Genomic DNA, 24973 nt, shown 5'->3' with positions numbered 1-24973 from the left:
CAGCGTCATACCCACTATTTCTAATTCATTTTATTTTTGTTTGCTTTCACGATAAATAACATCTAAACAAAAAGCACAGGGCTCATCTGCTTCACGCCTTGATCCATAAAGCAAGTTACATACGTGAAAGCCATCTTCATAAATTTTTTCAAGATTCAAACGAGATTCTGACAATTCTTGTCGCTCATCCAAGACTGGGGACTTCTTCTCATCAATCTCACGAATCCGCTCCCGCAATCGTTCATTTTCCATCTCTAATTTAGCATTTTTTTCAACGAGCTCCAGTAAAGTCTCTTTCATCGAGACTAAATCTTCGAGATTCTTTTGCATGTCAAGCTCTAATTGATTCAAGCCATCATACAAGGAACGTCGATCCATCATGACAGATCACCTGCTTCAACTAGTTCTTGATAATCAAAATCAATCGTCGCATCACGGCCAAACAAACGAACTTTAACAACTTTACTAAGTAAATTCAGGCCGATTACTTTTCCCCGACCTTCTGGTGTATTAATTTCCTTACCATAATCAGGCATTTCTTTTTTCGCAGCTTCATATTCACCGTTTTCATATTTTAAACAACACATTAAACGACCGCAAAGTCCAGAAATTTTCGTTGGATTCAACGATAATCCTTGATCTTTAGCCATCTTGATCGAAACCGGAATAAAATCACCTAAGAAGGTCGAACAACATAATGGACGCCCGCATGGTCCGATTCCACCAAGTATTTTTGCTTCATCACGAACACCAATCTGCCTTAACTCAATTCGTGTACGGAAAACGCCTGCTAGATCTTTTACCAGCTCGCGAAAATCAATCCGTCCGTCTGCGGTAAAATAAAAAATCATTTTACTGCGATCAAAAGTATATTCTACTCGGATCAATTTCATTTCCAATTCATGAGCGCGGATTTTTTCCTTGGCAGTTTTGAAGGCCGCCTCCGCATCCGCTTCGTTTTGAGCTACTTTTTTTAATTCCTTGTCTGATGCTTTATGTAAAATTGTTTTTAAATCATCGGACAAATCTTTTTTTTCAATCTCTATTTTTGGAATTGCCACTGTCGCAATCTGGTGCGCCTGCTGTGACTCGACCAAGACTTTATCATTATAAAAATATTCGTTTTTTCCTGGCGCGTAATAGTAAATATGCCCTGCGTCTCGAAAACGAACACCCACAACTTCAACCATGGTTCTCCCTACTCTCTTAAATAACGTTAAGCATAAACGATGTGCAACGTTACTTGTTCTGCGATATTTTGAAATGATACGTTTGCTTCTAGTTTCTGACTGGCGGATAAAACATCTTCCAATAGGTAATTGTATTTTTCTACACCTATTTGATTTTGTCTCATCACTTGATCACGTTTTTCCTTCACAAAATACGCCAACATCTCAAAGGCGAGCTGTTGCTGTGCTTTGTCCTTAAACGTCCTGACCATTTTTTTCTGAACATAGATAAACGCTTGCGGATCATTTTTTTCGAGATAATTAAACCATTGAATAACAACATCTCTAGCTTCATTAAACCATTCATCTTTTGAGATTTCAACAGCTTTTGTATAACTATTTGTTAAATTTGCTAAGAGTTTTGCAGTTTTTTCAGGAATTTGTTCTGCCTCTAAACGAGACTGCAAGCGTTCTGTGGACAACGCTTGGAAGTGGATGATCTGACAACGAGAGCGAATCGTAGGTAAAATTTTTCCTAGCGATTGGGTCTCTAGAATAATCATAAAGTTAGCTGGTGGTTCTTCCAAAAACTTTAGTAGGCTGTTAGCCGAGTTCATATTCATTTTTTCCGCTTGGTGAATAATCACGACTTTTTTCGCAGATTCAAAGCCGCTTTTGGTTAACTCACTTTGCAGTGCTCTTATTTGATCAACTTTGATGGATTGTCCATCAGGTTCGATTTCAACTACATCGGGATGATCTTTACTGGTTATCCTCAGACAATTGTTACATGTTTCGCAAGGCATTTCCTCTTGCAAATTTAAACAGAACTGATGCTTGGCAAACCATAATGCCAATTCTGCTTTGCCTGTTCCTTGGTCGCCTTCAAAAAGATAAGCATGGGCCAAACGCCCATGCTCAAAACTGTTTTGTAATTGACGAAAAACAATGGGCTGAATTGTCTGGAGTTTTTTCGCTTCTTCCATCTTAATACTGGTGGAAGCCTTCGACTGGCAAGACAAATACTGTCGCACCGCCGACTTCAACTTCAACTGGATAAGGGACTTGTCCATCCAACGAAATGTCTAAAGTTACTGGTGTTGTAACGTATTGCGTCCGCGCTTGGCATGTTTCTTTGATTAAAGCCAAAGCATCTTCCACTCGTTCGTCTTCGATCCCAATAATAAAGGTACTGTTACCAGCTTTTAAGAAGCCTCCAGTAGAAGAAAGTTTAGTTGCTCGAATGTTCGCATCAATAAATTCATTGGCCAAACGATTTGAGTCTTTGTCTTGAACGATCGCTAAAATAAGTTTCATAGTTTACACCTCTCATGATTGGAAATAGTCTGGATAACGTGTCAACAATTCGTAAAAACAAGCTCTCACGACTTCGTCTAAACGCTTCCGAGCATCGATTTTTATGATCCGATCTGGATTTTCTTCTGCTAATTTTAGATAAGCATGTCGGACCCTCTGATGAAATTGTAACCCTTCCGAGTCCAAACGGTCAATTTGATTGGTTCGGTTCTTCATGATTCGTTGCAAGCCAGTATCGGAATCAACATCCAGATACAGCGTAATGTCAGGAGTCGTCCCTTCAATCGCAAATTCATTAATCTTAGCAACTTCTTCTATACCAATACCACGACCGGCACCCTGATAAGCTAATGAGCTATCAACAAAACGATCACACAAGACAATTTTATCTTCATCAAGTGCAGGCCAGACCTTTTCAATCAGATGCTGACGGCGTGCTGCGGCATAAAGCAAAGCCTCCGTTCGATCATCCATTCGATCATTGCTAGGGTCAAGGATCACGTGACGAATTTTTTCTGCGATCGGAATGCCTCCAGGTTCTCTTGTTTTGACGATAGATCGTTTCGCCGTTAATTGTAATCTAGGATAGAGCTCATTCAAAACACTGGTTTTCCCAGCACCATCTGGCCCCTCAATCGTAATAAATAATCCGTTCACGTTCTTGTCCCCCAAAATAATTTTGATCTTCTCTCTCTAAAAAAACACCGCGAAATTTTTATAATTCACGGCGTCCTTCCACTGCTTTTAACAAAGTGATTTCGTCAGCATATTCGATGTCGCTGCCAACGGATAATCCGTGAGCAAGTCGAGTAACCTTGATACCTGCTGGTTTGATCAGACGCGATAGATACATCGCAGTTGCTTCGCCTTCTGTCGTTGCATTTGTTGCGATGATAACTTCCTTTACCTCATCGTCATGTAGACGTTTGATTAAAGGTGCGATATTGATGTCTTCAGGACCTGTACCTTCCATCGGTGACAAAACACCGTGAAGGACATGATAAAGACCGTGATATTCACGAACCTTTTCCATTGACATCACATCTTTTGGTTCTTCCACAACTAGAATCGTGCCACGATCACGAGTTGTATCCGAACAAATCTCGCAAGGATCTTCTTCCGTGATATTCCCACAAACACTGCAAAAACGCAAATCCCTTTTAACACTGATCAACGAGCGTGCAAATTCATTTACCGATTCGTCTTTCATATCAATTGTAAAAAAGGCTAAACGTGTCGCTGTTTTTTGACCGATTCCCGGCAGCTTCATATAGCTTTCAATCAACTTTGCAATTGGTTCTGGATATTGCATTCTGTCCTTCCTCTCTTCCAGAAAGGCTTCACGAACTCGTTCAGCTTTTGAGCTCCAAGTAGGTACTTGTTCCACATCAGCTCTGCAAGCAGTCACTGTATGCGTAGCTTGCGTAGAAAAGCTAGTTCGTTAAGCCGGACATGGATAATACTACTAGCAAAAACAATATATCTTTGAAAAAGTAATATTTTTTGCTGAGATCAAAGTCGCTTACATTCCAGGAAGTCCCTTTGTATATTTCCCCATCGTTTGATCGGTTTCTTTTGTAATCTTAGTAATCGCATCATTAACTGCTAAAACAATCATGTCTTGTAACATATCAGGATCTTCTGGATCAATTAATTCCGGATTGATTGTCATTGCTTTCATATTTTTATCCCCAGTAAATGTCACTGTGACTAAATCGTTGGTTGAACTTCCAGTGAATTCTTTCGCATTCAGTTCATCCTGAGCCTTTACCATTTCTTTTTGCATTTTTTGCATTTGTTTCATCATGCCTTGCATGTTTCCCATTCCGCGCATCATTGTATCTATTCGCTCCTTTAATTAATAAATTTATTTCATAAAACTACTTACCAATTGCCTTAAAGCTTAAAGTATGAAGAAAACCTAATACACTTTAATCATCTTTAATTGTTACAAGATCGCCAAACAGACTCTTTGCTTGCTCAACAACTTCATTCGTTTCCTCAGGTATTAAAGTAATTTCATCATCTGTCTCATTCGTTTCAGCTGCTACTGGGCGATCATGATGCTGACTGACAAAAGCTTGTCGTAATCGTGGCCAGCTTTCACGAGTAATAAAGACAAATTCTGGCGTGTACCCCTTGATCATCATACTCAAAGTGTTTTGCATATTCAAGCGAAGCTCATCGCTGCTATCAGCTCGTTGACAGACAATCTCATAATCAAATGCGATTAACATCAGATCAGGTCCTGCCGCCATTGGTTCGCTAGCCTTCAACATCGCCCGTTGTGTGACTGGCAAAGCCATTAACAGGTCTTCCCAAACATTCTTCACACTTAGTAAATGATCTTTAGTTGCCTCACTTAACACTTGATACACACGTTCTGTCGGAACACGATAGGTGCTTGCAGTTTTCTTCGGTGCCGTTTTGCGCTCTTCTTTTTCAACCGTTGGCTGTTTTTTTAATTGTTGAACTTCTTTTTGAAGCTGCTGTATTTGAGTCTTCAAGGCAGTGAATTCTGCTTGATCTGCTGGTTGTGTCGCAGATGCTACTGCTATTTGGTTGCTTGAAGAATCACCAATTGCAATATTAGCAGACGTTTGCGGTGTCGCCAATTTCACCGTCGCTACTTCTAAATAAACATTGGCATGATTGGTAAATCGAATCTCGTTTTGTGTCTCGCTCAAAATTTTAATCATGACATACAAACGGTCAGAAGGTGTAGAACCCGCTAATTGTTTAAACGTTTCAGTTAAATAAGCAGCACGACTTTCCAATAACTTGGGTGCTTGCTGGTAGATCAGCAAATCACGACAGTACAGTAACAAATCTTCCGTTAAGCGTCGAGCTTCTTTCCCCTCTGCTAAAATATTTTCCAGAACTTCTAGCGCTCCACTCACATCTTGCTGCAAACAAGCACCGATAAAACTGTCCATCATTTCTGTAGTCAAACTGCCAGTCACGGCTAACGCATCTTCTAAGGTAATTTTTTCATTACTGAAGGAAATCGCTTGATCCAAAATACTTAACGCATCTCGCATCCCGCCTTCAGCCGCTCGTGCGATTACGGACAGCGCCTGCTCTTCATAAGGCTGATTGCTTTGTTCAAGAATATAAGCCATCCGTCCAATAATTGCTTGAACATCAATGCGTTTAAAATCAAATCGTTGTGTTCGTGAAATGATCGTAGCTGGAATCTTATGCGGCTCAGTTGTTGCTAAGACGAAGATCACATGTTCCTTCGGTTCTTCTAACGTTTTTAATAAGGCATTGAAGGCACCCGTAGAAAGCATATGGACTTCATCGATAATGTAGACTTTATATTTCGCTGTCGTCGGCGCGTAGTTCGCTCGATCGCGAATAAAACGGATTTCTTCCACACCGTTGTTGCTGGCCGCATCAATCTCAATCACGTCTTCTTGTCGTCCGTCTGTAATTGAACGACACATCTCACACTCGTTGCAAGGTTCCCCATCCACACTATTCGGACAATTGATGGCTTTGGCAAAAATTTTCGCCGCACTAGTTTTCCCTGTTCCGCGGGGACCGGTAAATAAATAGGCATGGGAAGTTTTCTGTTGTTGGATTGCATTTTTCAGCGTTTTGGTAATCGCTTCCTGTCCAACAAGGTCATCAAACCGTTGCGACCGCCAAACGCGGTAAAGTGCTTGATACGCCATAATTCTCCTCTTTTCTTTCAAAATCACTGCTTTTTATTATACGTGATTTCGAGTAAAAAAACTATAGAAACCAATTGTCTAATGCAATTGTTTAGTGTCTTTTAATTTGTCGGTTGGCTTCCTTTCTATTTAGAAAAAGCCCTGTGGTATAATAGAAAAAACGTTTTTATGGAGGGATATTCATGGGACTATTTAAAGCAGCGACTAGCAGTATTGGCGGTGGTTTAGCCGATCAATGGCTGGAAATTATCGAACCAGCCGATATGGGACAAACAACAGTTATGTCAAAAGGCGTGGCCGTTCGAAAGGATGATAAACGCGGAAGCAATAAAAAAGGAACCAGCGATGTAATCACAGATGGTTCTGTGATTCATGTCTATCCAAATATGATGATGCTCTTAGTAGACGGTGGTAAGATTATTGATTATACCGCCGAAGAAGGCTACTACACCGTTGAAAACAATTCTGCTCCATCCATGTTTAATGGTTCATTAAAAGATGCGGTCGCTGAAACATTCAGTCGCTTCAAGTTTGGCGGTGTGACCCCACAGAAACAGCAAGTCTTTTATATTAACTTGCAAGAAATTAAAGGAATCAAATTCGGGACCAGTACTCCGTTGAATTATTTTGATAATTTCTACAATGCAGAGCTATTCTTGCGGGCGCACGGAACCTACTCCATCAAAGTAACTGATCCAATTCTTTTCTTCGCAAATGCGATCCCAAGAAATATGGATCAGGTTGATATTAGCGATATCAATGAACAATATTTGCAAGAATTTCTAACAGGCTTACAAGCTGCAATTAATCAAATGTCTGCCGATGGACAACGAATCTCATATGTTCCATCAAAAAGCTTGGAACTTAGCAAATACTTATCTGATGCATTAGATGACAGCTGGAAAGAATTGCGAGGAATGGAAATTGTTTCAGTGGCAGTTGCCAGCATCTCTTATACCGATGACTCAACGAAATTAATCAACATGCGAAATGAAGGTGCCATGTTAGGTGATCCTAACGTGCGTGAAGGCTACGTCCAAGGCTCAGTTGCTCGTGGCATGGAAGCTGCTGGTAAAAATGATGCAGGCGCTGCTACTGGTTTCTTCGGAATGGGTATGGGAATGAACGCTGGCGGAGACTATCTCAACCAAGCTTCGCAAAATAATAATCAACAAATGCAACAGAATCAACAGGCTCAACAAAAAAACACAGGTGATCAATGGACTTGCCCGAAATGCGGCGAAAAAAATTCTGGTAAATTCTGCAGCAACTGCGGAGAACCAAAGCCAGCTCCAGCAGCCGCAGCAAAAATCCAAATGAAGTGCAGCGACTGCGGTGAAACAGTTGATTTAAGCAATGGCGTTCCGAAATTCTGTCCGCATTGCGGTAAGCCCTTCAAAGGTGTTCCGATCGACTAAACTATTACTAACCATAGGAGGACCTGCAAATGGCAGATGTATTGACGCATCATTGTCCCAACTGTGGCGGACCTTTGACATTTAATCCAAGTGATCAAAAATTCCATTGTGATTATTGTTTAAGTATTTTTACAGTGGAGGATATCGAAAAATTTGAAGCTAAAGAAGCTGCCCCAGCTGAGGATGGAGTAACAGAAACTACTACCGTTAAGGAAGAAAGTACTGATGATGTCGATCTCTTTCTATGTCCCAGCTGTGGTGCTCAAATTGTCACTGATCACACTACCGCCGCAACCTACTGTTACTTTTGTCATAATCCTGTCGTATTGTCAGGACGTTTGACAGGAGAATTTTTACCGAATAAAGTTTTACCTTTTAAAATCGACCGCGAAAAAGCCACCGCAGATTTTTTAGCATGGACACAAAAGAAACGCTTTATTCCAAAAGATTTTTTCAACAAAGAACAAATCGAAAAAATGACTGGTGTTTATTTTCCCTATTGGGTAGTTGACGCTGAGACTGCTGGTAATTTGACGGGCAAAGGGACCTCTTTGCGGGTCTGGATCGTCGGTGAAATTGAATACACTGAAACAAAAGTCTATCAGATTTTCCGAAAAGGCAAAGCGAAGATTCGTCATTTAACCAAGAATGCCCTTCAAAAAAATCTGCAGCAAAAAATGGTCGAAGGAGTACAGCCTTTCCCGATTGATCAAGCCGTGGACTTCCATACTGAGTACTTATCAGGCTTCCAAGCAGAAAAGCGGGATATTGAAATCAAGGACTTAGCTGATCAGATTGAACATGAATTAACCGAGTACACAGAAGACTTGTTACGAGATACGGTTTCGGGATATACCACCTTTACAGCCGGCAATAAATCCGTAAATGTAGAGAAACAGGACAATCACTATATGTTACTCCCTGTCTGGCTTGTGACGTATCAAGATGCTTCGAAGAAAACCTATTATTATGCGATGAATGGCCAAACAGGTAAAGTCAGCGGAATTCTGCCGATCAGTAATAAACGTTTAGGATTGTTCTCAGCTGGGATTTTCGCTGCGATTATGATAATTGCTGTGATTGTGGGGTATTTCCTATGAAAAAAATCCTATTATTGATTGGCTTTTTAGCATTCTTGAGCCCGTTGAAGGTCTCTGCCGCTTCTAATACGGTAGATGATCAGGCAAATCTTCTAACACCGGAAGAACGAACCGAATTGTCTAATCAAGCAGATGCCATTAATCAAAAGATCAAAGGCGAAGTGTTTATTTTAACTACTGATACCAACTCAGAGGAACCACGAAAATTTGCGGATGATCAGCTAAGAGCACGCATCGGAAATGATCATAATGGTGCCTTGCTTTTATTGGATATGAACCAACGCGAAATTTATCTCTCAACTTCAGGGAATCTGATCGACTACATCAATGATAAACGGCGTGATAAGCTTTTAGATGATGTCGAGGGAGCAATGAGAGACGGCGATTATTATCAAGCAAGTAAAAATTTCTTGTTTAATGCACAAGAATTCGTTGACGATGGCGTTCCTGGTGGGGCTTATCGTATTGATGAAAAAACCGGAAAAATCACCCGTTATAAATCCATCAGACCAATTGAATTCATTATCGGTTTTGTCATTGCAGCAGTGGCGGCAATCGCCTTTTTTGTTTCTGTACGCTTGCGTTATCAATTAAAAGCTGGGACTTATCGTTACCCATATCGTCAAAATGCGCAATTAGATTTGACTGAACGTCAAGACCAATTAGTGAATTCCTTTGTTACCACTCGGCGGATTCCTAAACCTTCTAACAACAATGGAGGCGGCGGTGGTGGCAGTACCACTCACTCTAGCGGTGGTGGAACCTTTGGCGGTGGCGGACGCAGTTTTTAATCAAATAAAATAAAAAATGTTATCACTATACACCAGAGCCTTTCAAAACTAATGAAAAACTCTGGTGTTTTCATGTATTTTCTTGAATTCACCCTATGATTTTGCTAAACTTTTAGGGTTAATAGAAATAAAGGAGCACATCGATGAAAAAAAAGAGAAGTTTCCCCCTTGTTTTGGTTGCCCTAGTACTTTTCTTCCAAAGTCTCATTGGAATCCCCGTCCATGCGGCAGATGAGTTTTCAGTCAATGCGAATGCAGGATACGCCATTGATGCTGATTCAGGAAAAGTTTTTTTCAACCAAGACGGCGACTCTCCCAAAGGCATTGCTTCTATCACTAAAACGATCACGGCATACCTCGTTTTAGAAGCGATTAAACAGCAAAAAATCTCTTGGGAGCAAGAAGTACCGATCTCTGAATACGCTGAACAATTAAGTACTGTTCCTGAATTGTCAAATGTAACGTTGGTTCGTGATCAGAAATATACAGTCAAAGATCTTTTTGAAGCCATGATCGTTCAATCAGCCAATGCCTGTGCGGTTGCTCTAGCTGAACTCATTGCCGGCAATGAGCATACCTTTGTGAATCAAATGCGCGAACAGCTCACAGAGTGGGGCATCAAAGACGCGACAATCATTAATGCTTCTGGTTTGAGTAATGTTTATCTAGGCGAACATATCTATCCTGGTACCGAAGAAAATGATGAGAATCTAATGTCGGCTAGAGATGTGGCAATCGTAGCCCAGCACCTGATCAAGGATTTCCCAGAAATTTTGGAAATTTCTAAGATCAAGGAAAAGACATTCGCTCCAAATTCAACTCAACCAACTGAAATGGAAAATTGGAATGTTATGTTATTTGATGGTCCGAATTATAAAGAAGGCGTTGATGGCTTAAAAACTGGTACTACTGATTTAGCTGGTGCTTGTTTTGTCGGTACGATCCAAAAAGACGGACGCCGTGTTATCACAGTCATCTTAAATGCACTAAATCAACCAAATGATGAGAACGCACGATATGTCGAAACAAGTAACTTGATGGATTATTGTTTAAATAATTGGAGTCAGCAAGACGTAACTGTTGCTGGACAGACACCCACTGATAAAAAAGAACTAAAAGTCACAGATGGCAAGAAAAAAACAGTTGCTTTAGCCATGGAAAAACCTGTTAAGCTTTGGATTCGAAACGATATGGATCCTAAAAATTTAACGATTAAGACAACCTTAGATCATTCATTGCTGGACAATAATGCAATCATTGCACCGGTCCACAAGAATGAAAAAATTGGTACTGTCAGTGTCGCTTTAGCCCAAGATACTTTGGGCTATGTCCAAGAAAACGAAGGTGCAAAAACAGATCTCGTAACCAAGAGTGCCGTTGAAAAAGCCAGTACATTCGAATTGATTTGGCAAAAAATTACAGGTATCTTTGCATAAAATAAAAAAATTTCAAGAACATCGACAGTTTCAGACTGTAGAAAAAAGCTGTTCCAAGTTCATATTTCGAGCTTGGAACAGCTTCTTTTATCTAATTTATTTCTTTTCCTTTGTTTTAAAGGGAAAATACAACTCGACTTCCCCTTCTGCGAAATGTGGTAAATAATGTTCATGGATCGCACCGGCAAGCTTCAGATTTTCCATAGGGAAGATTTCTCCCAACATTAGATTTGTCGCCTCTTCAATTTTTTCCGCACTAGCCTTAACTGTCAAATAGCTCATTGGCGGTATTTCCCAACGAATCCATCCTTCAGGTGCTTGGGCTTTTTCCGGCACTTGAACACCAGCTAAATAACGTCCCTCATTTTGCCACGGCTCTAACCAATGCTCCGCATCACTCATCAGACCCCATAGCTGCAAATCCTTCATTTCTTGTCCTGCCAAAAGATCAACCAATTCTTCAAAATGAGTGTTCATTTGATCCCATAATAATGGCACCCACGATTGCCCATCCTCAGCTAAACCATGTCCTTCTTTTCCGACAACAAAAATAGTGGGCAGATCCACGCGATCAATGCCTTTAATCTTCATCCATATCCCTCCTAGATCATTTTAGTAAATTACTTTTTGAAATATACTCTTATTACGAATACTATCTTACTTAATTTATTCATCCTTTATACTCAGTTCATTAAAAATGAAAAGAGTAACTGTAAAAAGCAAAAACCGACATCCTCCACTTAAGTTTACTAATCTTCCTAAATAAAACCAACTAATAGTTCTTAACTGCGCATTTCACCCGTTCTTTGTTATACTGACATATAAACAAGCATAAGCTAATCATCAAAAAAGCTTAAAAATATATTTCCCAAATTTCAAAGGAGTGATGGGATGGATTTTCAACGAGATTTACTTGCTTTAGCCATCTATTTTATTGTTTTAATTAGTGTAATGATTCGTTTCAAACAAAACAAATTTAGTAATTTTGCATTGTGGACAGGCATTTTTCTTGTCTTATATTTTTGTGTGATTGAAATTCAAAAGAAAACCTTTTATATTTTGATCCCGCTTTTCTTCTTTTTATTGTTTCGCTATTTTTATATTAAAGAGAAATGCCGCTTACGAAATGGCTGGCTACTGAATCTTGCACTAATAAGTTTTATGGGCTACGTAGCGCTTGTAACCCTTACCGCAAGCTCTTTGATTGGTATGGGTATCTTAGGACTATTAGCACTCTTATTTTTAATGACCATATTGTTTGGTATCTACGCGGCCGTAATCTTCTTGATTGGCAATAGTTTCATTGTCTTGCGACACGAATCACGCAAACTGCCTAACTTGTTGACCTTGATTCTGGGTTTGGCGATCGTAGCATTGATTATTTTACGAACGATCGGTCCACGAATACTTCCTGATTGGTCAGTCATTTTGCTTTCGATTCCGACGACGATCGCGTTTTATTTCTTTGTCGTCTTTTGGAATTTTTTATCGATCTCATTGATTTATCAACTCAATAAACCAAAATATAATCAGGATTTTGTGATTGTTTTAGGTGCTGGATTAATCGGTGGTAAAAAAGTCACGCCATTATTGGCCAAACGGATTGATCGTGCAATTCAATTTTACCGCGAACAAAGCGAAAAAACATTATCACCGCCCCAGCTTTTAATGTCTGGTGGACAAGGACCTGATGAAAAGATTCCTGAATCGCAAGCAATGAGAGAATATGCTTTGGAGCAGGGAATTCCAGACGAAGATATTATTATGGAGGCACAATCTACCAATACTCTTGAAAACATGAAGTTTAGTAAAGAAATTATGGAACGTGAAAAACCGAGTGGCTATCACGCAATCTTTACTTCAAATAACTACCACATTTTTAGGGCCGGAATGTATGCCGAAGATGTTGGTTTAAAAATCGACGGTATCGGTTCAAAAACTGCACGCTACTATTTGCCGAATGCTTTTCTTAGAGAATTTATTGCAGTAGCCTTAATGAATAAACGTCTTCATCTGATTGTTTGTGGATTGATTACCTTTGGGTTTGTAGCCTTGGCGATCCTTAATTTTCTTTTTGTCCGATAACTAATATGCTTTTGCCCTTCAAGAATCACAAAAAGGCAGCTTCTCCTTATCTTTTAGAGAAGCTGCCTTTATTTCTATTCTGCTCGCAATGCAATTGCAGCATCTTTCTTCGCTGCCATTCTTGCTGGAATATGACCACCGATCATGGTTAATACCGTTGAAACAATGATCAAGATAACGCCGTGAACTGGATTTAATTGCGCAACATTTTCTAATTCAGTCATATTGTATAAAATCGCATTGATTGGAAAAGTTGCCAAGTAGGCAATCAATACGCCAAGTGTTCCAGATGCAACCCCTAAAATACAGGTTTCTGCATCAAATACACGAGTAATATCTTTTTTTCGTGCCCCTAAAGCTTTCAAAACACCAATTTCCTTCGTCCGTTCAATGACTGACGTATAGGTAATAATACCGATCATGATCATACTGGTCACTAAAGAAATTCCAGCAAAGGCGATCAATACATAAGTGATGGCATCCATCAAACCACCAGTCAATTCAGTCATCGTTCCTGCTAGATCAGTATAGATGATTTTATCTTCTTTTTTCTTTCCTTTGTTGTAATCATCTAAATAGCTCAAGATTTGTTCTTTGTCCTTGTAGTTATTTGGATAGATCATAATACTGCTAGGGATACTATCTCCCCCTAGATAAGCCAATGTACTTTCTTTAGTTGCATCGTCTAATTTTTCATTTGTCATGACGTTTATGTCTGTATCTCTTTGTGCTTTAACAATTTCAGAGTTTTCATTATCTTTAACGATTTTAGAGGTTAGCTCGTTACTATAGGCAATTCCCGGTGCTAAAAGATTCATTGTTGATGATTCCTTCACCCGTAAAATTCCAGAAATTTTCAGTGTGTCATTGTTGGCATTATCATACATCGCTTTGTAATCATTATTAGGAATAAAGTTACCTGTCGGTATTTTTGAATAGTATTCATTGTTATTAATCAACTTAAATTCAGTACCAACGATTTTGTCAAAATCTACCTTTTCGTCATCCTTAACGTCAAATCCAAGATTTTTCAACGAATTGATATTGGTACTATTATTCGCATCAACAATCAATACAACGTCTGTATTGGCTTTTGGATAAGCACCAGCCAGCAATTTATAGTTATCCTTTAAGAAATTACCTGAGTCTTTATCTAGCTGTGTTGGAAACGAAGACACACCCATTCCTGTCATACTAGACATCGCACTCATCATTGAAGGACCATTATCTGGCGAATCATTAGATAGTTTTACTGGCTTCACATCGCCATCAATATCACGTAAAAGATTCATACCAACCACACGAGTAAAGCCAATATTATTACTCAATTTAGGATCGATATCATTAATATAATCAACATAATCCTGATTGATTTTATTCGTATGCTGGGCTTTGTCCTCATCACTGATCTTTGCCACAACACTATTTTTCGTGTCTTTATTTGACCCGCTGGCCTTTTCTGAACCGAGTGCCCGATCGCGATTAGCCGATTGATCTGTTGTTGTTTTTGAGATCGTGATTGGATACTTCGCCATAGTCTCAGCTTGCGTGCTATCGATTTGCTTTTGGAATCCACTGGATAGTGAAAGCACAATCCCGATACTGATGATCCCAATACTTGAAGCGAAGGCAGTTAAGAAGGTCCGACCTTTTTTCGTCCGTAAATTATTAAAGGAAAGCTTCAATGCGGTCACGAATTTCATTTTCGTACGTTTTAATTGAAATTGTTCTCCTTTTTTTCCTTCAATATGCGGATGAGAATCATCCATAATCCGACCATCGGAAAATCTGATGGTCCGATCAGCATATTTATCTGCTAATTCAGGGTTATGAGTCACCATGATGACTAATTTCTCTTTCGACAATTCTTGAATTAGATTCATGATTTGCACACTGGTTTCCGTATCTAACGCCCCGGTTGGCTCATCACAAAGTAAAATATCAGGATCGTTCGCCAACGCTCGAGCAATGGCGACCCGCTGCATCTGGCCCCCAGAAAGTTGGTTCGGTTTCTTATGCATATGATCGGCCAATCCGACTCGTCGTAAAGCGTCCTCTGCTCTTTGTTGTTTCTCTTCTTTTGAAACCCCGCTTAACGTCATACCAAGTTCCACGTTGTCGATGATTCCTAAATGACTAATCAAATTATAGCTTTGAAAAACGAATCCGATGGAGTTATTACGATAAGCATCCCAATCGGCATCCTTAAAGGTTTTAGTTGATTTCCCATCAATCACCATATCACCAGAATCATAGTTATCTAAGCCGCCAATCACATTCAACATAGTCGTCTTACCTGATCCGCTGGCACCTAAAATTGCGACAAATTCTTGCCGCCGAAATGCGACTGATACACCATCTAAAGCCTTGGTTGTCGTATCCCCCACATGATAGTATTTCTTAATGTCTTTTAATTCTAACATTACGTCACCCTTTTCTTTCTGTTTACATCGTAAAGATAGCATGGCATTATTAACTCAAAATGAACAAGAATTCATACTAGGTTCACAGTGATTTGTTACTATTATTAAGCAAAAAGGAAGGTGACGCAAATGAATCGAATACTTATTGTAGAAGATGATGAAAACTTATCATTACTTTATCAATCTGCTTTAAAAAATGAACGCTTCGAGGTATTTCGTGCGATGAATGGTGTAGATGCCTTAAATATCCTAGATAAGCAATTCATTGATCTGATCATCAGCGACATCATGATGCCGGATATGGACGGCTATGAGTTAGCCGAAAGTTTACGAGAAGCAGGCTATGATTTACCTATTTTATTTATCACAGCTAAGGACTCTTTCGAAGATAAAAAACGTGGCTTTACAATAGGTATAGATGATTATATGGTTAAGCCAATTGATGTAAACGAAATGATACTGCGGGTGGATGCTTTATTGCGTCGAGCACAAATTGTCCACACAAAAGAATTAGTAGTAGGAAAAACTCGGCTGGACCAAGAAACCTACCAGATCAAAACAAGCGACCAAACGGAAACCTTGCCGCAAAAAGAATTTTTATTACTATATAAATTACTGGCTTATCCTAACAAAATTTTTACCCGTCAGCAATTAATGGACGAGATATGGGGCTTGGACTCTGATACTGATGAGCGAACCATCGATGTTCATATCAAACGACTGCGTACTCGCTTGGAAAAAAATTCGGATTTTTCGATTGAAACAATTCGCGGATTAGGCTACAAGGCGGTCATTCACTCATGAGAAAAAAATTATTTCCACAATTATGGATGTACTTCGTTGCGATCACGTTTTTAATGATGGTCGTTGTATTAGCGGTTTTTGTCGGCCTGCTTTTTATAGTCAATCACTACCAGCTGCTGGCACCTGAAAAAGAAGGGCACCTTTTCCCTTTTTATTTCATTATTTTCTTAAGCCTAGTGATTGGTGCTACCCTTTCATTTTTTGTAGGAAAGCGAATCCTTTTACCAATCGGCAATCTAAGGCAAGCGATGAGCAAAGTCTCAAAAGGCGATTTCACTGTACAATTAGACGAACAACAGCAAATGGAAGACGTTGAAGAGCTTTACCATGATTTCAATGTTATGGTAAAAGAATTAAGTAGTATCGAAACATTACGAAATGACTTTGTTTCGACGGTCTCTCATGAATTTAAAACACCGATTGCTACAATCAAGGGTTATGTACAATTATTACAAAATGAGGAATTATCAAAAGAGGAACGGCAAATTTACTTAGAACGAATGCTGGATGGTACACATCAGCTAACACATCTTACCGATAATATTCTAAAACTAAGCAAACTGGAAAACCAAGGCATCGGACTGGATTTCCAATACTTTCGTTTAGATGAACAAATTCGTGAGGTCATTTTATTTCTACAACCAAAATGGGAGCAGCTAAACTTGTCGCTAGATTTGGATCTTCCTTGGACGGAGTATTATGGCAACGAGGAATTTCTTTATCAAGTCTGGCTGAATTTAATGGACAATGCAATTAAATACAGTCGTAAGAACAGCAACATCCGTGTTTATCTAAAAAATGATAACGCTGGGCAAACCATTATGATCAGCGACGAAGGTATCGGCATGACTGAAGATGTCGCCGATCGTATTTTCGACAAATTTTATCAAAGCGATACAAGTCGTAAAACGAAAGGCAACGGCTTAGGTCTAGCTTTAGCAAAGCAAATCATTGAACTACACCATGGAACGATCAAAGTCAACAGTTCACCAAATAAAGGCAGTAATTTTAAAATATTTTTGCCAAGCAACCTAAAAAATTCATAATTAATTGACGTAAAAAACGAATTAATTCATCATTAGTTAATATTTGTCTTGTAAGCTATGAGTAACTTAAAGAAAGGGTGACTCATATGGTGGAGAAAGAAAAGGTTACCAAGTCCGTGTACTTTGTCGAAGAAACCCAAAATATCGAGGGCGCATATGTTGAAGTCAACACACTTTTTGTCGCAGATAACCAAGAACAAGCAACTGAGTTCTACGAAAAATTAGTTAAAGAGCAGCCAAAAAAATCCTTTGGCTTATTATTAAATGAATATATCATTAATGCAGATGGCGGTTTTTTCCATAACCTTTTGCAGTCCTGGAAAAATCTACCAGCAGAATTCTATCGAAAAATGCAGGTCCTAACCTATCGACCTATAGCTGAGTACCAAAACTAACAATCAAACAGGAAAAAGAGACACTCTAAAAAAGATTCTTTCTCAAGTTTGAATATGACTGAAAAACTTAGTAATCTATTTGGCTCTTATTGAAGATAAGAACAAATACGTCACTAACTTTTCTCCATACTCAACGTTAAGAAAGAACCCTTACAAGAGTGTCTCATTTTTAAATCATGGACAATAAGAAGATAGCCGCTAATCCAGTAATCACTGAAATAGCCATCGAACGAGTCTTGTATGCTACCCCAGCGACTAAAAACATTGCGATGATCCGTACATTGCCGATCACTTCAAAATGATTTCCGCTGATAAATACATCTTTAAAAACTAAAGCTGCAAATAATGAGATTGGCACATATTTCATCCAATCACTGAACCATTGCGGCACCTGTCGTTGGGAAAAATACAACATCGGAAAAAGACGCGGTAAATAGGAGGCTCCAAATAAGCAAAGAATTAGCAATAGCAAAGAAGTATTACTCATGATGAACCTCCCCACCGGTCAGATCGTAATGATCCGGTCCATCATTTTTATTATGGGCAGTTTTCCAAAAACGTTCAACCAAATAGCCGGTTAATGAAGCCAATAAAGTCGCTAAAATCAACCCAAAGGTATTTTTGAAAAGGAGCATGAAAATAATTGCTAAGACGCCAGACAATAAACCAGTGGCTAATAATAGACCATTGCTTAATTGCATCATAAACATAAAAATGAACATGGCTGTCAAAGCAAAATGAACCAATTCAGTGTCGACATGGATCACAGAACCGAAAATGGTTCCTAAAACTGTACTCCCTGTCCAAGACGCCATCGAAAACCAATTAACATATAACGCTTTCTTACGGTTCCATTCAGGATCAGTAGAATATTTCAAATAGTTGACTGCGTAATTTTCATCATTCATTGATTGTGAAAAAAGCGCAATGAATGATCGTTTTTCTTTTTTAAAAAATTGCGACAAACTGGAACCAAGTAAAGCATAACGTAGCTCCAAGAAGAAAACCATTAGGATAGTAGACACAAATGATGCATGCACACTAATCATTGAGACGACTAAAAATTGTGCGCCTCCTGAAAAAACAAGCATCGATAGTAAGGCTGTTAAGAAGATGTTAAATCCCGCTTTTTGTAAAAGCATACCACATGCCAAACCAACCGGAATGTAACTAAAACAGAGCGGCATCGCCGCGTATAACGCCTCTAACCATGGTGTCCTTTTTTTTACAGGCATGGTAAGTTCTCAATTCCCTTCACGTTCACAGGATAAAAAGCATTTTCATTCTAACACATTCTTTCGAAAAAGAGAGCACCTTTTGAATATCTTCACTCGCTGTTCTTTTCCTTCTAATCATTCGTGAAATAAGCCAATAACATTAATTTATTTTTAAGATTCTATCTATTAAAGCCAATAATCCGAATTATATTTCCATCAAAAATAAAATCATTTGTTTTCGGCTGCTAAAAAGAGGAAACTTTTAAATGATTCTTATGAAAAATTCATGTACGTTTTCTGCTATATCAGCTTTTTACTAGAAAATTCAAGAGCTGATTGTGAATCGCATAAAATTTTATCTTAATCCGCTGAATAATTTAATATATGAAAATACCTATGATATTGATTATCATTTTTCTGAAAAAATATGGTAAGATAGTCAGCGAAAAGAGATGAGTAACAAATGACTACTAGTTTTCATGAGAATCGTTCGGTCGGATTGCTATTGACCTTCATTGGCGGAATGATGGATAGTTATACCTATATTCGTTACAGCGCCTTCGCTTCAGCCCAAACGGGGAATATAATTTTAGCAATCATTCAAGCCTACGATCGGCAGTGGAGCATGGTTGGAAAAAAAATGCTTTCCACCCTATTCTTTTTTATCGGAATTCTTTTAGCAAAATTTATGATTGATTATTTCAAAAAGAAGGAAATGCATTTCTGGCGATTATTTCTGCTTTATTTTGAAGCGGTTGTCTTTTTTATAATCAGCTTAGATTTTATACAACCACATCCTGCAATTATTACTATCATGATTGCCTTTACTGCGGCAATTCAATGGGTATCCTTTGATAAAATTAACGGGCTTGCTTATACAAATTTATTTACAACTGGTAATTTAAAAGGGGTCGCAACAAATCTTTACGATTATTTGGCTACCAAAAACTCCGAGGCTAAATCACGCTTTGTGCATTTTCTATTAGTGGTTTTGGCTTTCATCGCTGGTGCGATTGTCTCAGTTTTTTCTTATCGAATGATTGGTACCGATGCGGTCTTGATTATAGCTGGTTTATTCCTATATTTAGCCGTTTCTGAATCGTTCTTGGTATGGCGGTTCCAACGAAATACGAATGCTTTCCAAAAAAAATAACTCTTCAGCGACCTTGCTGAAGAGTTTCTTTGTCTTTAACGATTAATAAAAATGATAAACAGTACCATTCCTAAACATAGGCCCCCCATTACAGTACCTATGGCAATGAGACGCTTATCTAATTTTGTTTCAGGAACAATCCGCCGTAACCCTTGATAAATACAAATTCCTAAGAAACCACCGATAAAATTCATCAGAACATCCGTTACATCGGTCGCCCCCTATTCTTAAGACAAATTGCATTCCTTCAATGAATAGCGAGAATAAAAAGAGAAACGCCAACTTCTTCATGAACGGCAAGCCCTTTGCTGAAATTCCTAGAAGAACTCCTAACAAATCAATTATCGAACAAAGGCAATCTCAATATCTGCATTACTAGTCCTAACTTCTAACTCTTTTGAACCATTCTTTTGATTGCCTAAATTGTTTGAGGCATTACTTGTTTTTGACGTGATCGAAAAATCTTCTTTATTACCAATAATCGTTCCATTCACCTCTGAATTACTGGTTTCAAGAGAAAGCGATTCTTTCGGTTTCACATTCATTAGATTAATCTTCCCATTTGACGTTTGGAATTCTCCCTCATTAAAATTCAAATCTGAAAGATCCATTTTACCATTGCTCGTTTCAAAGGACCCATCATCAAATTTGAGCTGTGAAAGCTCCACTTTTCCATTGCTGGTTTCTGCATCCACACTATTGGCATCGACATCATTGATAATCATTTTGCTATTGCTAGTTTCCAAATTTAAATTATCCAACACTAAATTTTCTGTTGACAGCTTGCCATTAGACGTTTCAACCTGCAAATCCTTCAGCTTAGCTTTTGGCACTTCAATTGTTACTCTAGGGCTGCTGTTTCCGAAATTAAAGAAATCAAAATTAAAACCAATACTTCTTTTACGCTCCAAAGTTAAGGTATTATTCGTTTGTTTAATGTTGTATTTGATATCTCTGCTCTTTTTATAGTTGATTCGCGTTCGATTCCCAGACACACCCACAATATCGACCGGCATATTCCGATCATCTACAACCAATTCCCGAACGGGCTTTGTTGTAGTGAATGTCTCATTACTCATACGATTGTGAACAAACATACTGCTAATACACACTAAAGCCGCACCAATTAAAATCAACCCTAAAACTATCTTTTTCATATTTATACCCCTTACCTGTTTTCTTATCTTTATCATAAAGAAGTTTTCAACCGTTTACATGGGACAAAAGACTGATTCTTTCTCATCACTTGTTCCGATTAAATCCAGCTTTGATCTCAATGAAATCTTGAAATAGTCGAAAAAGTTGGAAAAGCATAGCTCGTTCTTCGAAAGACTGACGACTTTCTGGTAACTTTTTTTGTTGATATCGCTGATCTGTTTCAGCAATCTTCGTTAAAATCTCTGCACCATCGTTGTCCTCTGCTAAAGTCTGAGCAGTAAATTCAAACAGTTCTTGTAGTTCCTGCACATCTTCTGGTTCTGCATCTAGACGATTTAATATCTGCAACATGTCAGATAGGACTTTTAATTGTAAGCGGCGCATCGCAAAATACTCAAAATAGTAACTATTGCCAGAAAAGAACCGATTCTCTTCATATTCTTGAGCGCGAACTTGAGCTTCTCGAACAAAGTCGCGTAAGGATAAACATTCCTGCCGCAAAAGCTCTTCCTTAGCTGGTTGATTCAGATAGGCGGACATTTGTCCCAGCATTTTTTTCATGGAAACTTCGACGACTGCTTGATCTTCTTGAATTTTTTTCTCCGTATTTGGCATATAAAGATTGGCGGCCAGCGCACAGCCCACCCCAATGATCATCAGTAGGTATTCATTAATGATCAACGGTACAGGCATCTCACCTGCTGCTAAGTAATGTGTGATCAAAACAGAACTAACGGCAATTCCCTCTGCTAAATCAAACTGAATCGACAAGGGGATGAAGAATAATAGATACAAACCGAAGACAATTGGATGAAATCCCAAGAGTGAAAAACAGATAGCCGCAATACTCGTTGCTAATGTTAATGAAAAAAGTCTATTCAGTGCAGTCTTTGCTGTAGAGCGTTTAGTATTGGTGACAGTCAAGATCGTTATGATAGCAGCTGATGCAGCCGACTCTAAGCTTAAACCTCCAGCTAATAATAAAGCGATAGGTGCAGCCACCGCGGTCTTGATCGTACGTAATCCTATTTTCATGTATATCCTCCCTCCTTAAAAGCTTACACTAAAGTCACTTAGGAAAAAAGTCGCAACTTGACGAATTATCTTGTATAGTAGATACGTTGTGAAAGTCCAAATTAATTATAGAAGAAAAATTAGTTTATATATACAAAGAAGGAGTGAATAAAATGGAGAGTTGGCTTTTTTTAGGTGTCATTTTAATAATCGCCCTTATTGCGAAAAATCAAAGTTTAATGATCGCGACACTTGCGATACTAGTTTTAAAATTAATTCCCCATTCAGATAAATTTTTATCAATCTTAAACAAACAAGGAATCAACTGGGGTGTTACGCTAATATCAGCAACGATCCTGGTTCCTATCGCTACTGGTGATATTGTCTTAAAAGATTTATTGAACACCTTAAAATCACCGTTGGGCTGGGTTGCAACACTCTGTGGCGTTTTGGTTGCGGTCTTATCTTCAAAAGGGGTTGGATTGATTAATCAATCTCCTGAAGTTACCGTTGCTTTAGTGTTTGGTACGATTATGGGGGTTGTTTTTCTAAAAGGGATAGCCGCTGGCCCCGTAATTGCCGCAGGTATCACCTACTGCATCATGCAGGTCATTCAAGTCGTGACAAATCGTTAATTTCTTGAACCCCTAATTCTTTTCTAGCGGAAATAATTAGGGGTTGTTTGTATCTCATAAAAATCTTTTGTAAGATAGAAACAAATGATATCCATCATACTCTTCATAATAGTTGCTTTAATACCTACTAGGGGGTGTAATAATGCGAGAAAAATCCAAAGCTGCTCGTTTGCGTCAAATCGTGAAAATCGTTAACCACTACAGCGTCGTTAAAAATATTACTCAACAAAAGAATCCAGAGGAAGTTCGTAAGGCCTTCGAGGAATTAGGACCCACCTTCATCAAAGTGGGGCAAATGATGTCAGTCAGGACAGATATTTTTACCTTAGACTTCACTAAAGAGCTGCGAAAATTACAAGATGACGTGAAAACAGATGATTTTGACTCTGTTAAAGCCTTAGTTGAAAAAGAATTAGAGCTACCTTTAACAGAAATTTTCGAGAGCTTTGATGAACAGCCCTTTGCCTCTGCTTCAATTGCACAAGCGCATCATGCGCGGCTAAAAAACGGGCAAAAAGTTGTCGCTAAAGTTCAACATCCTGGGATTGCTTCCGAAATCGAGTTAGATCTATCTTTGTTTGAAAAAGCCATCCCAATCGCCAATTGGGTTCCAGAAAGCAAAGTCATTGATCTCAAAAATATTTTAAAAGAGATTCGTGTGTCTCTACAAAATGAATTAGATTTTCAAAAAGAACTAGAATTAGCGGAGGAATTTTATCGTTTAAACAATGATTGGAAAGAAATTCGAGTTCCTAAAATGGAACCAGCTTACTCTTCTAAAAAAGTCATCGTAATGGAGTTAATGCCTGGGACAAATTTAAAGGAACTAATCAATACGAAGGATGAAAAAATCGTCCAAGGCGAAACAACCTATAAGGAATTAAAAAAGACGATTAGTCAATTATTGATCGAGCATTTTATGAAAGAAGTTTTTGAGGATGGTTTCTTTCATGCTGATCCACACCCAGGTAATCTTCTATTGCAGCTGATGAGCGAGGAAGAAAATCGAAAGGATCAACAGTTGAAAACAAAGGAACGTCAAGGAAAAATTGGCAATATCCCTTATGAGATTACCATTTCTCGCAATGAACAGCTGCGACCCTTTCGTCTGAACGTGATCGACTTTGGAATGATGGGTACTATCAACCACGAGATGCAGGCCAAGATGAGTAATACGATCATTGCCATTTATAGTAAAGACAATCAACGAATTACGAATGCTGTTCACGCTATTTGCAAACAAGTCGGCAGCTTTGATGAGGAGAAATTTACTTATGAGCTAGATGATTTCTTAAATCGTTATTTGAACTTACCTGTCAAAGAAATCGACCTGCAGAAAGTATTTTCTCAAGTAGTGATTATCTGTCATGATAACAATCTACAGATCGATGATTCAGTCACCATGTTGATTAAAGCCTTCGGTACCCTAGAAGGAGTCATCGAGGATCTTAATCCAGATCTCTCTTTATTTGAAGTCGTTGCCCCCTTTGCACAAAAATATTTTCTTCAACAATTGAATCTGAAAGATGAATTGCAAGAAACTGGTTTAGATTACTTAACTTCTCTAAAAGCTTTGCCAAAAATACCTAACCGTACCTTAAATGTACTTGATACGTTTGCTAAAGGTAAGGGCAAGTTAAATTTAGAGCTTAAAAATCAGCATAATTTCTTAGAACGAGCAGAAGCAATGGTCAATCGTTTGGTAATTGGCTTAATTCTTTCCGCTTTGGTTATCGGCTCATCAATTTTGGTCCAGACATCTCCTGAAGGTGATACCTTGATCTCTGATCTTGGTGTCTTTGGCTATTCCGTAGCAGCTCTTTCGATTCTTTTCTTAGTCATTGAAAGTCTCTATCGTCGATACCGTAAATGGAAAGAACGATAACAAGTTTAATTATGTAAGAAGTGGGTTCCTAGCCCACTTCTTTTTTTCAAAAATAATGCTCTTTCATTTTTTTCCGATTCAATAAAAAAAATGAAAATTTCCAAAAAAAGTTATTATCTCCTTAATTATATTACTTTTATCCACATGTAAAGAGGAAATTTACTATGGCAATAGGCAGATTCTTTTACATAAAAGGGGTGTCATTTTACTATTTGAGTGTAAACAATTTAAAAATATTGAAGTAAGG

General features: G+C 38.5%; 26 protein-coding genes. 11 read left to right on the top strand and 15 right to left on the bottom strand.

Translation table 11 applies throughout. The features are described from left to right. Positions 1-30 precede the first annotated feature (30 nt). The 8 genes from AUF14_RS01270 to dnaX all read right to left on the bottom strand — a co-directional run bounded on the left by AUF14_RS01270 (position 31) and on the right by dnaX (position 6166). Positions 31-378 carry a DNA replication initiation control protein YabA gene (locus tag AUF14_RS01270; RefSeq protein ID WP_034876619.1) on the bottom strand — a complete coding sequence of 116 codons (348 nt, stop codon included), beginning with the start codon at positions 376-378 and terminating at the stop codon, positions 31-33. After that, positions 378-1190, bottom strand: a complete 813-nt coding sequence (locus tag AUF14_RS01265) for a PSP1 domain-containing protein (protein WP_016180911.1) — start codon at positions 1188-1190, stop codon at positions 378-380. Before AUF14_RS01265 ends, AUF14_RS01270 begins: the two co-directional genes overlap by 1 nt. Positions 1191-1216: 26 nt before the next feature. After that, positions 1217-2155 (bottom strand): DNA polymerase III subunit delta', encoded by a 939-nt coding sequence (gene holB, locus AUF14_RS01260; protein ID WP_016180912.1) that lies wholly within the window; start codon positions 2153-2155, stop codon positions 1217-1219. Position 2156: 1 nt separating this feature from the next. Beyond that, positions 2157-2486, bottom strand: coding sequence for a cyclic-di-AMP receptor (locus AUF14_RS01255; RefSeq protein WP_010740793.1), 330 nt, complete (start codon positions 2484-2486; stop codon positions 2157-2159). A gap of 12 nt (positions 2487-2498) precedes the next feature. After that, complete coding sequence (tmk, locus tag AUF14_RS01250) at positions 2499-3143, bottom strand: dTMP kinase (protein ID WP_016180913.1); 645 nt, start codon at positions 3141-3143, stop codon at positions 2499-2501. A gap of 58 nt (positions 3144-3201) precedes the next feature. Then, entirely contained in the window at positions 3202-3798 is a 597-nt protein-coding gene (recR, locus tag AUF14_RS01245; RefSeq protein WP_016180914.1) for a recombination mediator RecR, read from the bottom strand. Positions 3799-4008: 210 nt separating this feature from the next. Continuing rightward, the gene (locus tag AUF14_RS01240; protein WP_016180915.1) at positions 4009-4323 is read right to left on the bottom strand and encodes a YbaB/EbfC family nucleoid-associated protein; all 315 of its coding nucleotides are present in this window, start codon (positions 4321-4323) and stop codon (positions 4009-4011) included. Between the two features lie 94 nt (positions 4324-4417). Beyond that, the gene (gene dnaX, locus AUF14_RS01235; protein WP_016180916.1) at positions 4418-6166 is read right to left on the bottom strand and encodes a DNA polymerase III subunit gamma/tau; all 1749 of its coding nucleotides are present in this window, start codon (positions 6164-6166) and stop codon (positions 4418-4420) included. Between the two features lie 182 nt (positions 6167-6348). Here dnaX and AUF14_RS01230 point away from each other — a divergent pair, with 182 nt between their 5' ends. The 4 genes from AUF14_RS01230 to AUF14_RS01215 all read left to right on the top strand — a co-directional run bounded on the left by AUF14_RS01230 (position 6349) and on the right by AUF14_RS01215 (position 10911). Further along, complete coding sequence (locus tag AUF14_RS01230) at positions 6349-7584, top strand: SPFH domain-containing protein (RefSeq protein WP_016180917.1); 1236 nt, start codon at positions 6349-6351, stop codon at positions 7582-7584. 29 nt (positions 7585-7613) lie between these two features. Further along, positions 7614-8684: a hypothetical protein gene (locus AUF14_RS01225; protein WP_016180918.1), complete on the top strand. Its 1071-nt coding sequence runs from the start codon at positions 7614-7616 to the stop codon at positions 8682-8684. Then, complete coding sequence (locus AUF14_RS01220; protein ID WP_016180919.1) at positions 8681-9475, top strand: TPM domain-containing protein; 795 nt, start codon at positions 8681-8683, stop codon at positions 9473-9475. Before AUF14_RS01225 ends, AUF14_RS01220 begins: the two co-directional genes overlap by 4 nt. 143 nt (positions 9476-9618) lie before the next feature. Next, positions 9619-10911 carry a serine hydrolase gene (locus tag AUF14_RS01215; RefSeq protein WP_016180920.1) on the top strand — a complete coding sequence of 431 codons (1293 nt, stop codon included), beginning with the start codon at positions 9619-9621 and terminating at the stop codon, positions 10909-10911. Positions 10912-11007: 96 nt separating this feature from the next. Here AUF14_RS01215 and AUF14_RS01210 read toward each other — a convergent pair whose 3' ends face one another. Beyond that, entirely contained in the window at positions 11008-11502 is a 495-nt protein-coding gene (locus AUF14_RS01210) for a GyrI-like domain-containing protein (protein ID WP_016180921.1), read from the bottom strand. 300 nt (positions 11503-11802) lie between these two features. Between AUF14_RS01210 and AUF14_RS01205 the strand changes: the two genes are divergently transcribed. Further along, positions 11803-12996 (top strand): YdcF family protein, encoded by a 1194-nt coding sequence (locus AUF14_RS01205; protein WP_016180922.1) that lies wholly within the window; start codon positions 11803-11805, stop codon positions 12994-12996. Positions 12997-13070: 74 nt separating this feature from the next. Here the strand turns inward: AUF14_RS01205 and AUF14_RS01200 are convergent, their stop codons facing one another. Further along, positions 13071-15419: an ABC transporter ATP-binding protein/permease gene (locus AUF14_RS01200; protein ID WP_048719442.1), complete on the bottom strand. Its 2349-nt coding sequence runs from the start codon at positions 15417-15419 to the stop codon at positions 13071-13073. Positions 15420-15548: 129 nt separating this feature from the next. Between AUF14_RS01200 and AUF14_RS01195 the strand changes: the two genes are divergently transcribed. From AUF14_RS01195 to AUF14_RS01185, 3 genes are all read left to right on the top strand, one after another. Further along, positions 15549-16223 (top strand): response regulator transcription factor, encoded by a 675-nt coding sequence (locus AUF14_RS01195; protein ID WP_016180924.1) that lies wholly within the window; start codon positions 15549-15551, stop codon positions 16221-16223. Then, positions 16220-17269, top strand: a complete 1050-nt coding sequence (locus AUF14_RS01190) for a sensor histidine kinase (protein WP_016180925.1) — start codon at positions 16220-16222, stop codon at positions 17267-17269. The genes AUF14_RS01195 and AUF14_RS01190 overlap by 4 nt, the downstream gene beginning before the upstream one ends. Positions 17270-17355: 86 nt before the next feature. Further along, the gene (locus AUF14_RS01185; protein ID WP_016180926.1) at positions 17356-17664 is read left to right on the top strand and encodes a hypothetical protein; all 309 of its coding nucleotides are present in this window, start codon (positions 17356-17358) and stop codon (positions 17662-17664) included. Positions 17665-17833: 169 nt separating this feature from the next. Here AUF14_RS01185 and AUF14_RS01180 read toward each other — a convergent pair whose 3' ends face one another. Together AUF14_RS01180 and AUF14_RS01175 are read right to left on the bottom strand one after the other, a co-directional pair. Next, positions 17834-18151, bottom strand: a complete 318-nt coding sequence (locus tag AUF14_RS01180) for an AzlD domain-containing protein (protein ID WP_016180927.1) — start codon at positions 18149-18151, stop codon at positions 17834-17836. After that, positions 18144-18899, bottom strand: coding sequence for an AzlC family ABC transporter permease (locus AUF14_RS01175; RefSeq protein ID WP_016180928.1), 756 nt, complete (start codon positions 18897-18899; stop codon positions 18144-18146). The genes AUF14_RS01180 and AUF14_RS01175 overlap by 8 nt, the downstream gene beginning before the upstream one ends. 445 nt (positions 18900-19344) lie before the next feature. On the opposite strand from AUF14_RS01175, the gene AUF14_RS01170 reads away from it, so the two are divergent. After that, on the top strand, positions 19345-20034 hold the full coding sequence (locus AUF14_RS01170; protein WP_016180929.1) for a YoaK family protein: 690 nt from the start codon (positions 19345-19347) through the stop codon (positions 20032-20034). A gap of 35 nt (positions 20035-20069) precedes the next feature. Here AUF14_RS01170 and AUF14_RS22405 read toward each other — a convergent pair whose 3' ends face one another. From AUF14_RS22405 to AUF14_RS01160, 3 genes are all read right to left on the bottom strand, one after another. Next, on the bottom strand, positions 20070-20228 hold the full coding sequence (locus AUF14_RS22405) for a hypothetical protein (RefSeq protein ID WP_016180930.1): 159 nt from the start codon (positions 20226-20228) through the stop codon (positions 20070-20072). Between the two features lie 147 nt (positions 20229-20375). Then, positions 20376-21191 (bottom strand): DUF4097 family beta strand repeat-containing protein, encoded by an 816-nt coding sequence (locus AUF14_RS01165; RefSeq protein ID WP_016180931.1) that lies wholly within the window; start codon positions 21189-21191, stop codon positions 20376-20378. 85 nt (positions 21192-21276) lie between these two features. Beyond that, positions 21277-22227 carry an aromatic acid exporter family protein gene (locus tag AUF14_RS01160; protein ID WP_016180932.1) on the bottom strand — a complete coding sequence of 317 codons (951 nt, stop codon included), beginning with the start codon at positions 22225-22227 and terminating at the stop codon, positions 21277-21279. A gap of 152 nt (positions 22228-22379) precedes the next feature. On the opposite strand from AUF14_RS01160, the gene AUF14_RS01155 reads away from it, so the two are divergent. Both AUF14_RS01155 and AUF14_RS01150 read left to right on the top strand, forming a co-directional pair. Next, positions 22380-22841, top strand: coding sequence for a DUF441 domain-containing protein (locus AUF14_RS01155; RefSeq protein WP_016180933.1), 462 nt, complete (start codon positions 22380-22382; stop codon positions 22839-22841). A 142-nt stretch (positions 22842-22983) separates the two neighbouring features. Then, complete coding sequence (locus AUF14_RS01150; protein WP_016180934.1) at positions 22984-24726, top strand: ABC1 kinase family protein; 1743 nt, start codon at positions 22984-22986, stop codon at positions 24724-24726. Positions 24727-24973 lie beyond the last annotated feature (247 nt).

Source organism: Enterococcus avium, assembly GCF_002891025.1.
Lineage (GTDB): Bacteria > Bacillota > Bacilli > Lactobacillales > Enterococcaceae > Enterococcus_A > Enterococcus_A avium.
The sequence above is the reverse complement of the archived record's forward strand: the minus strand, read 5'-3'. Positions and strand labels throughout refer to the sequence as shown.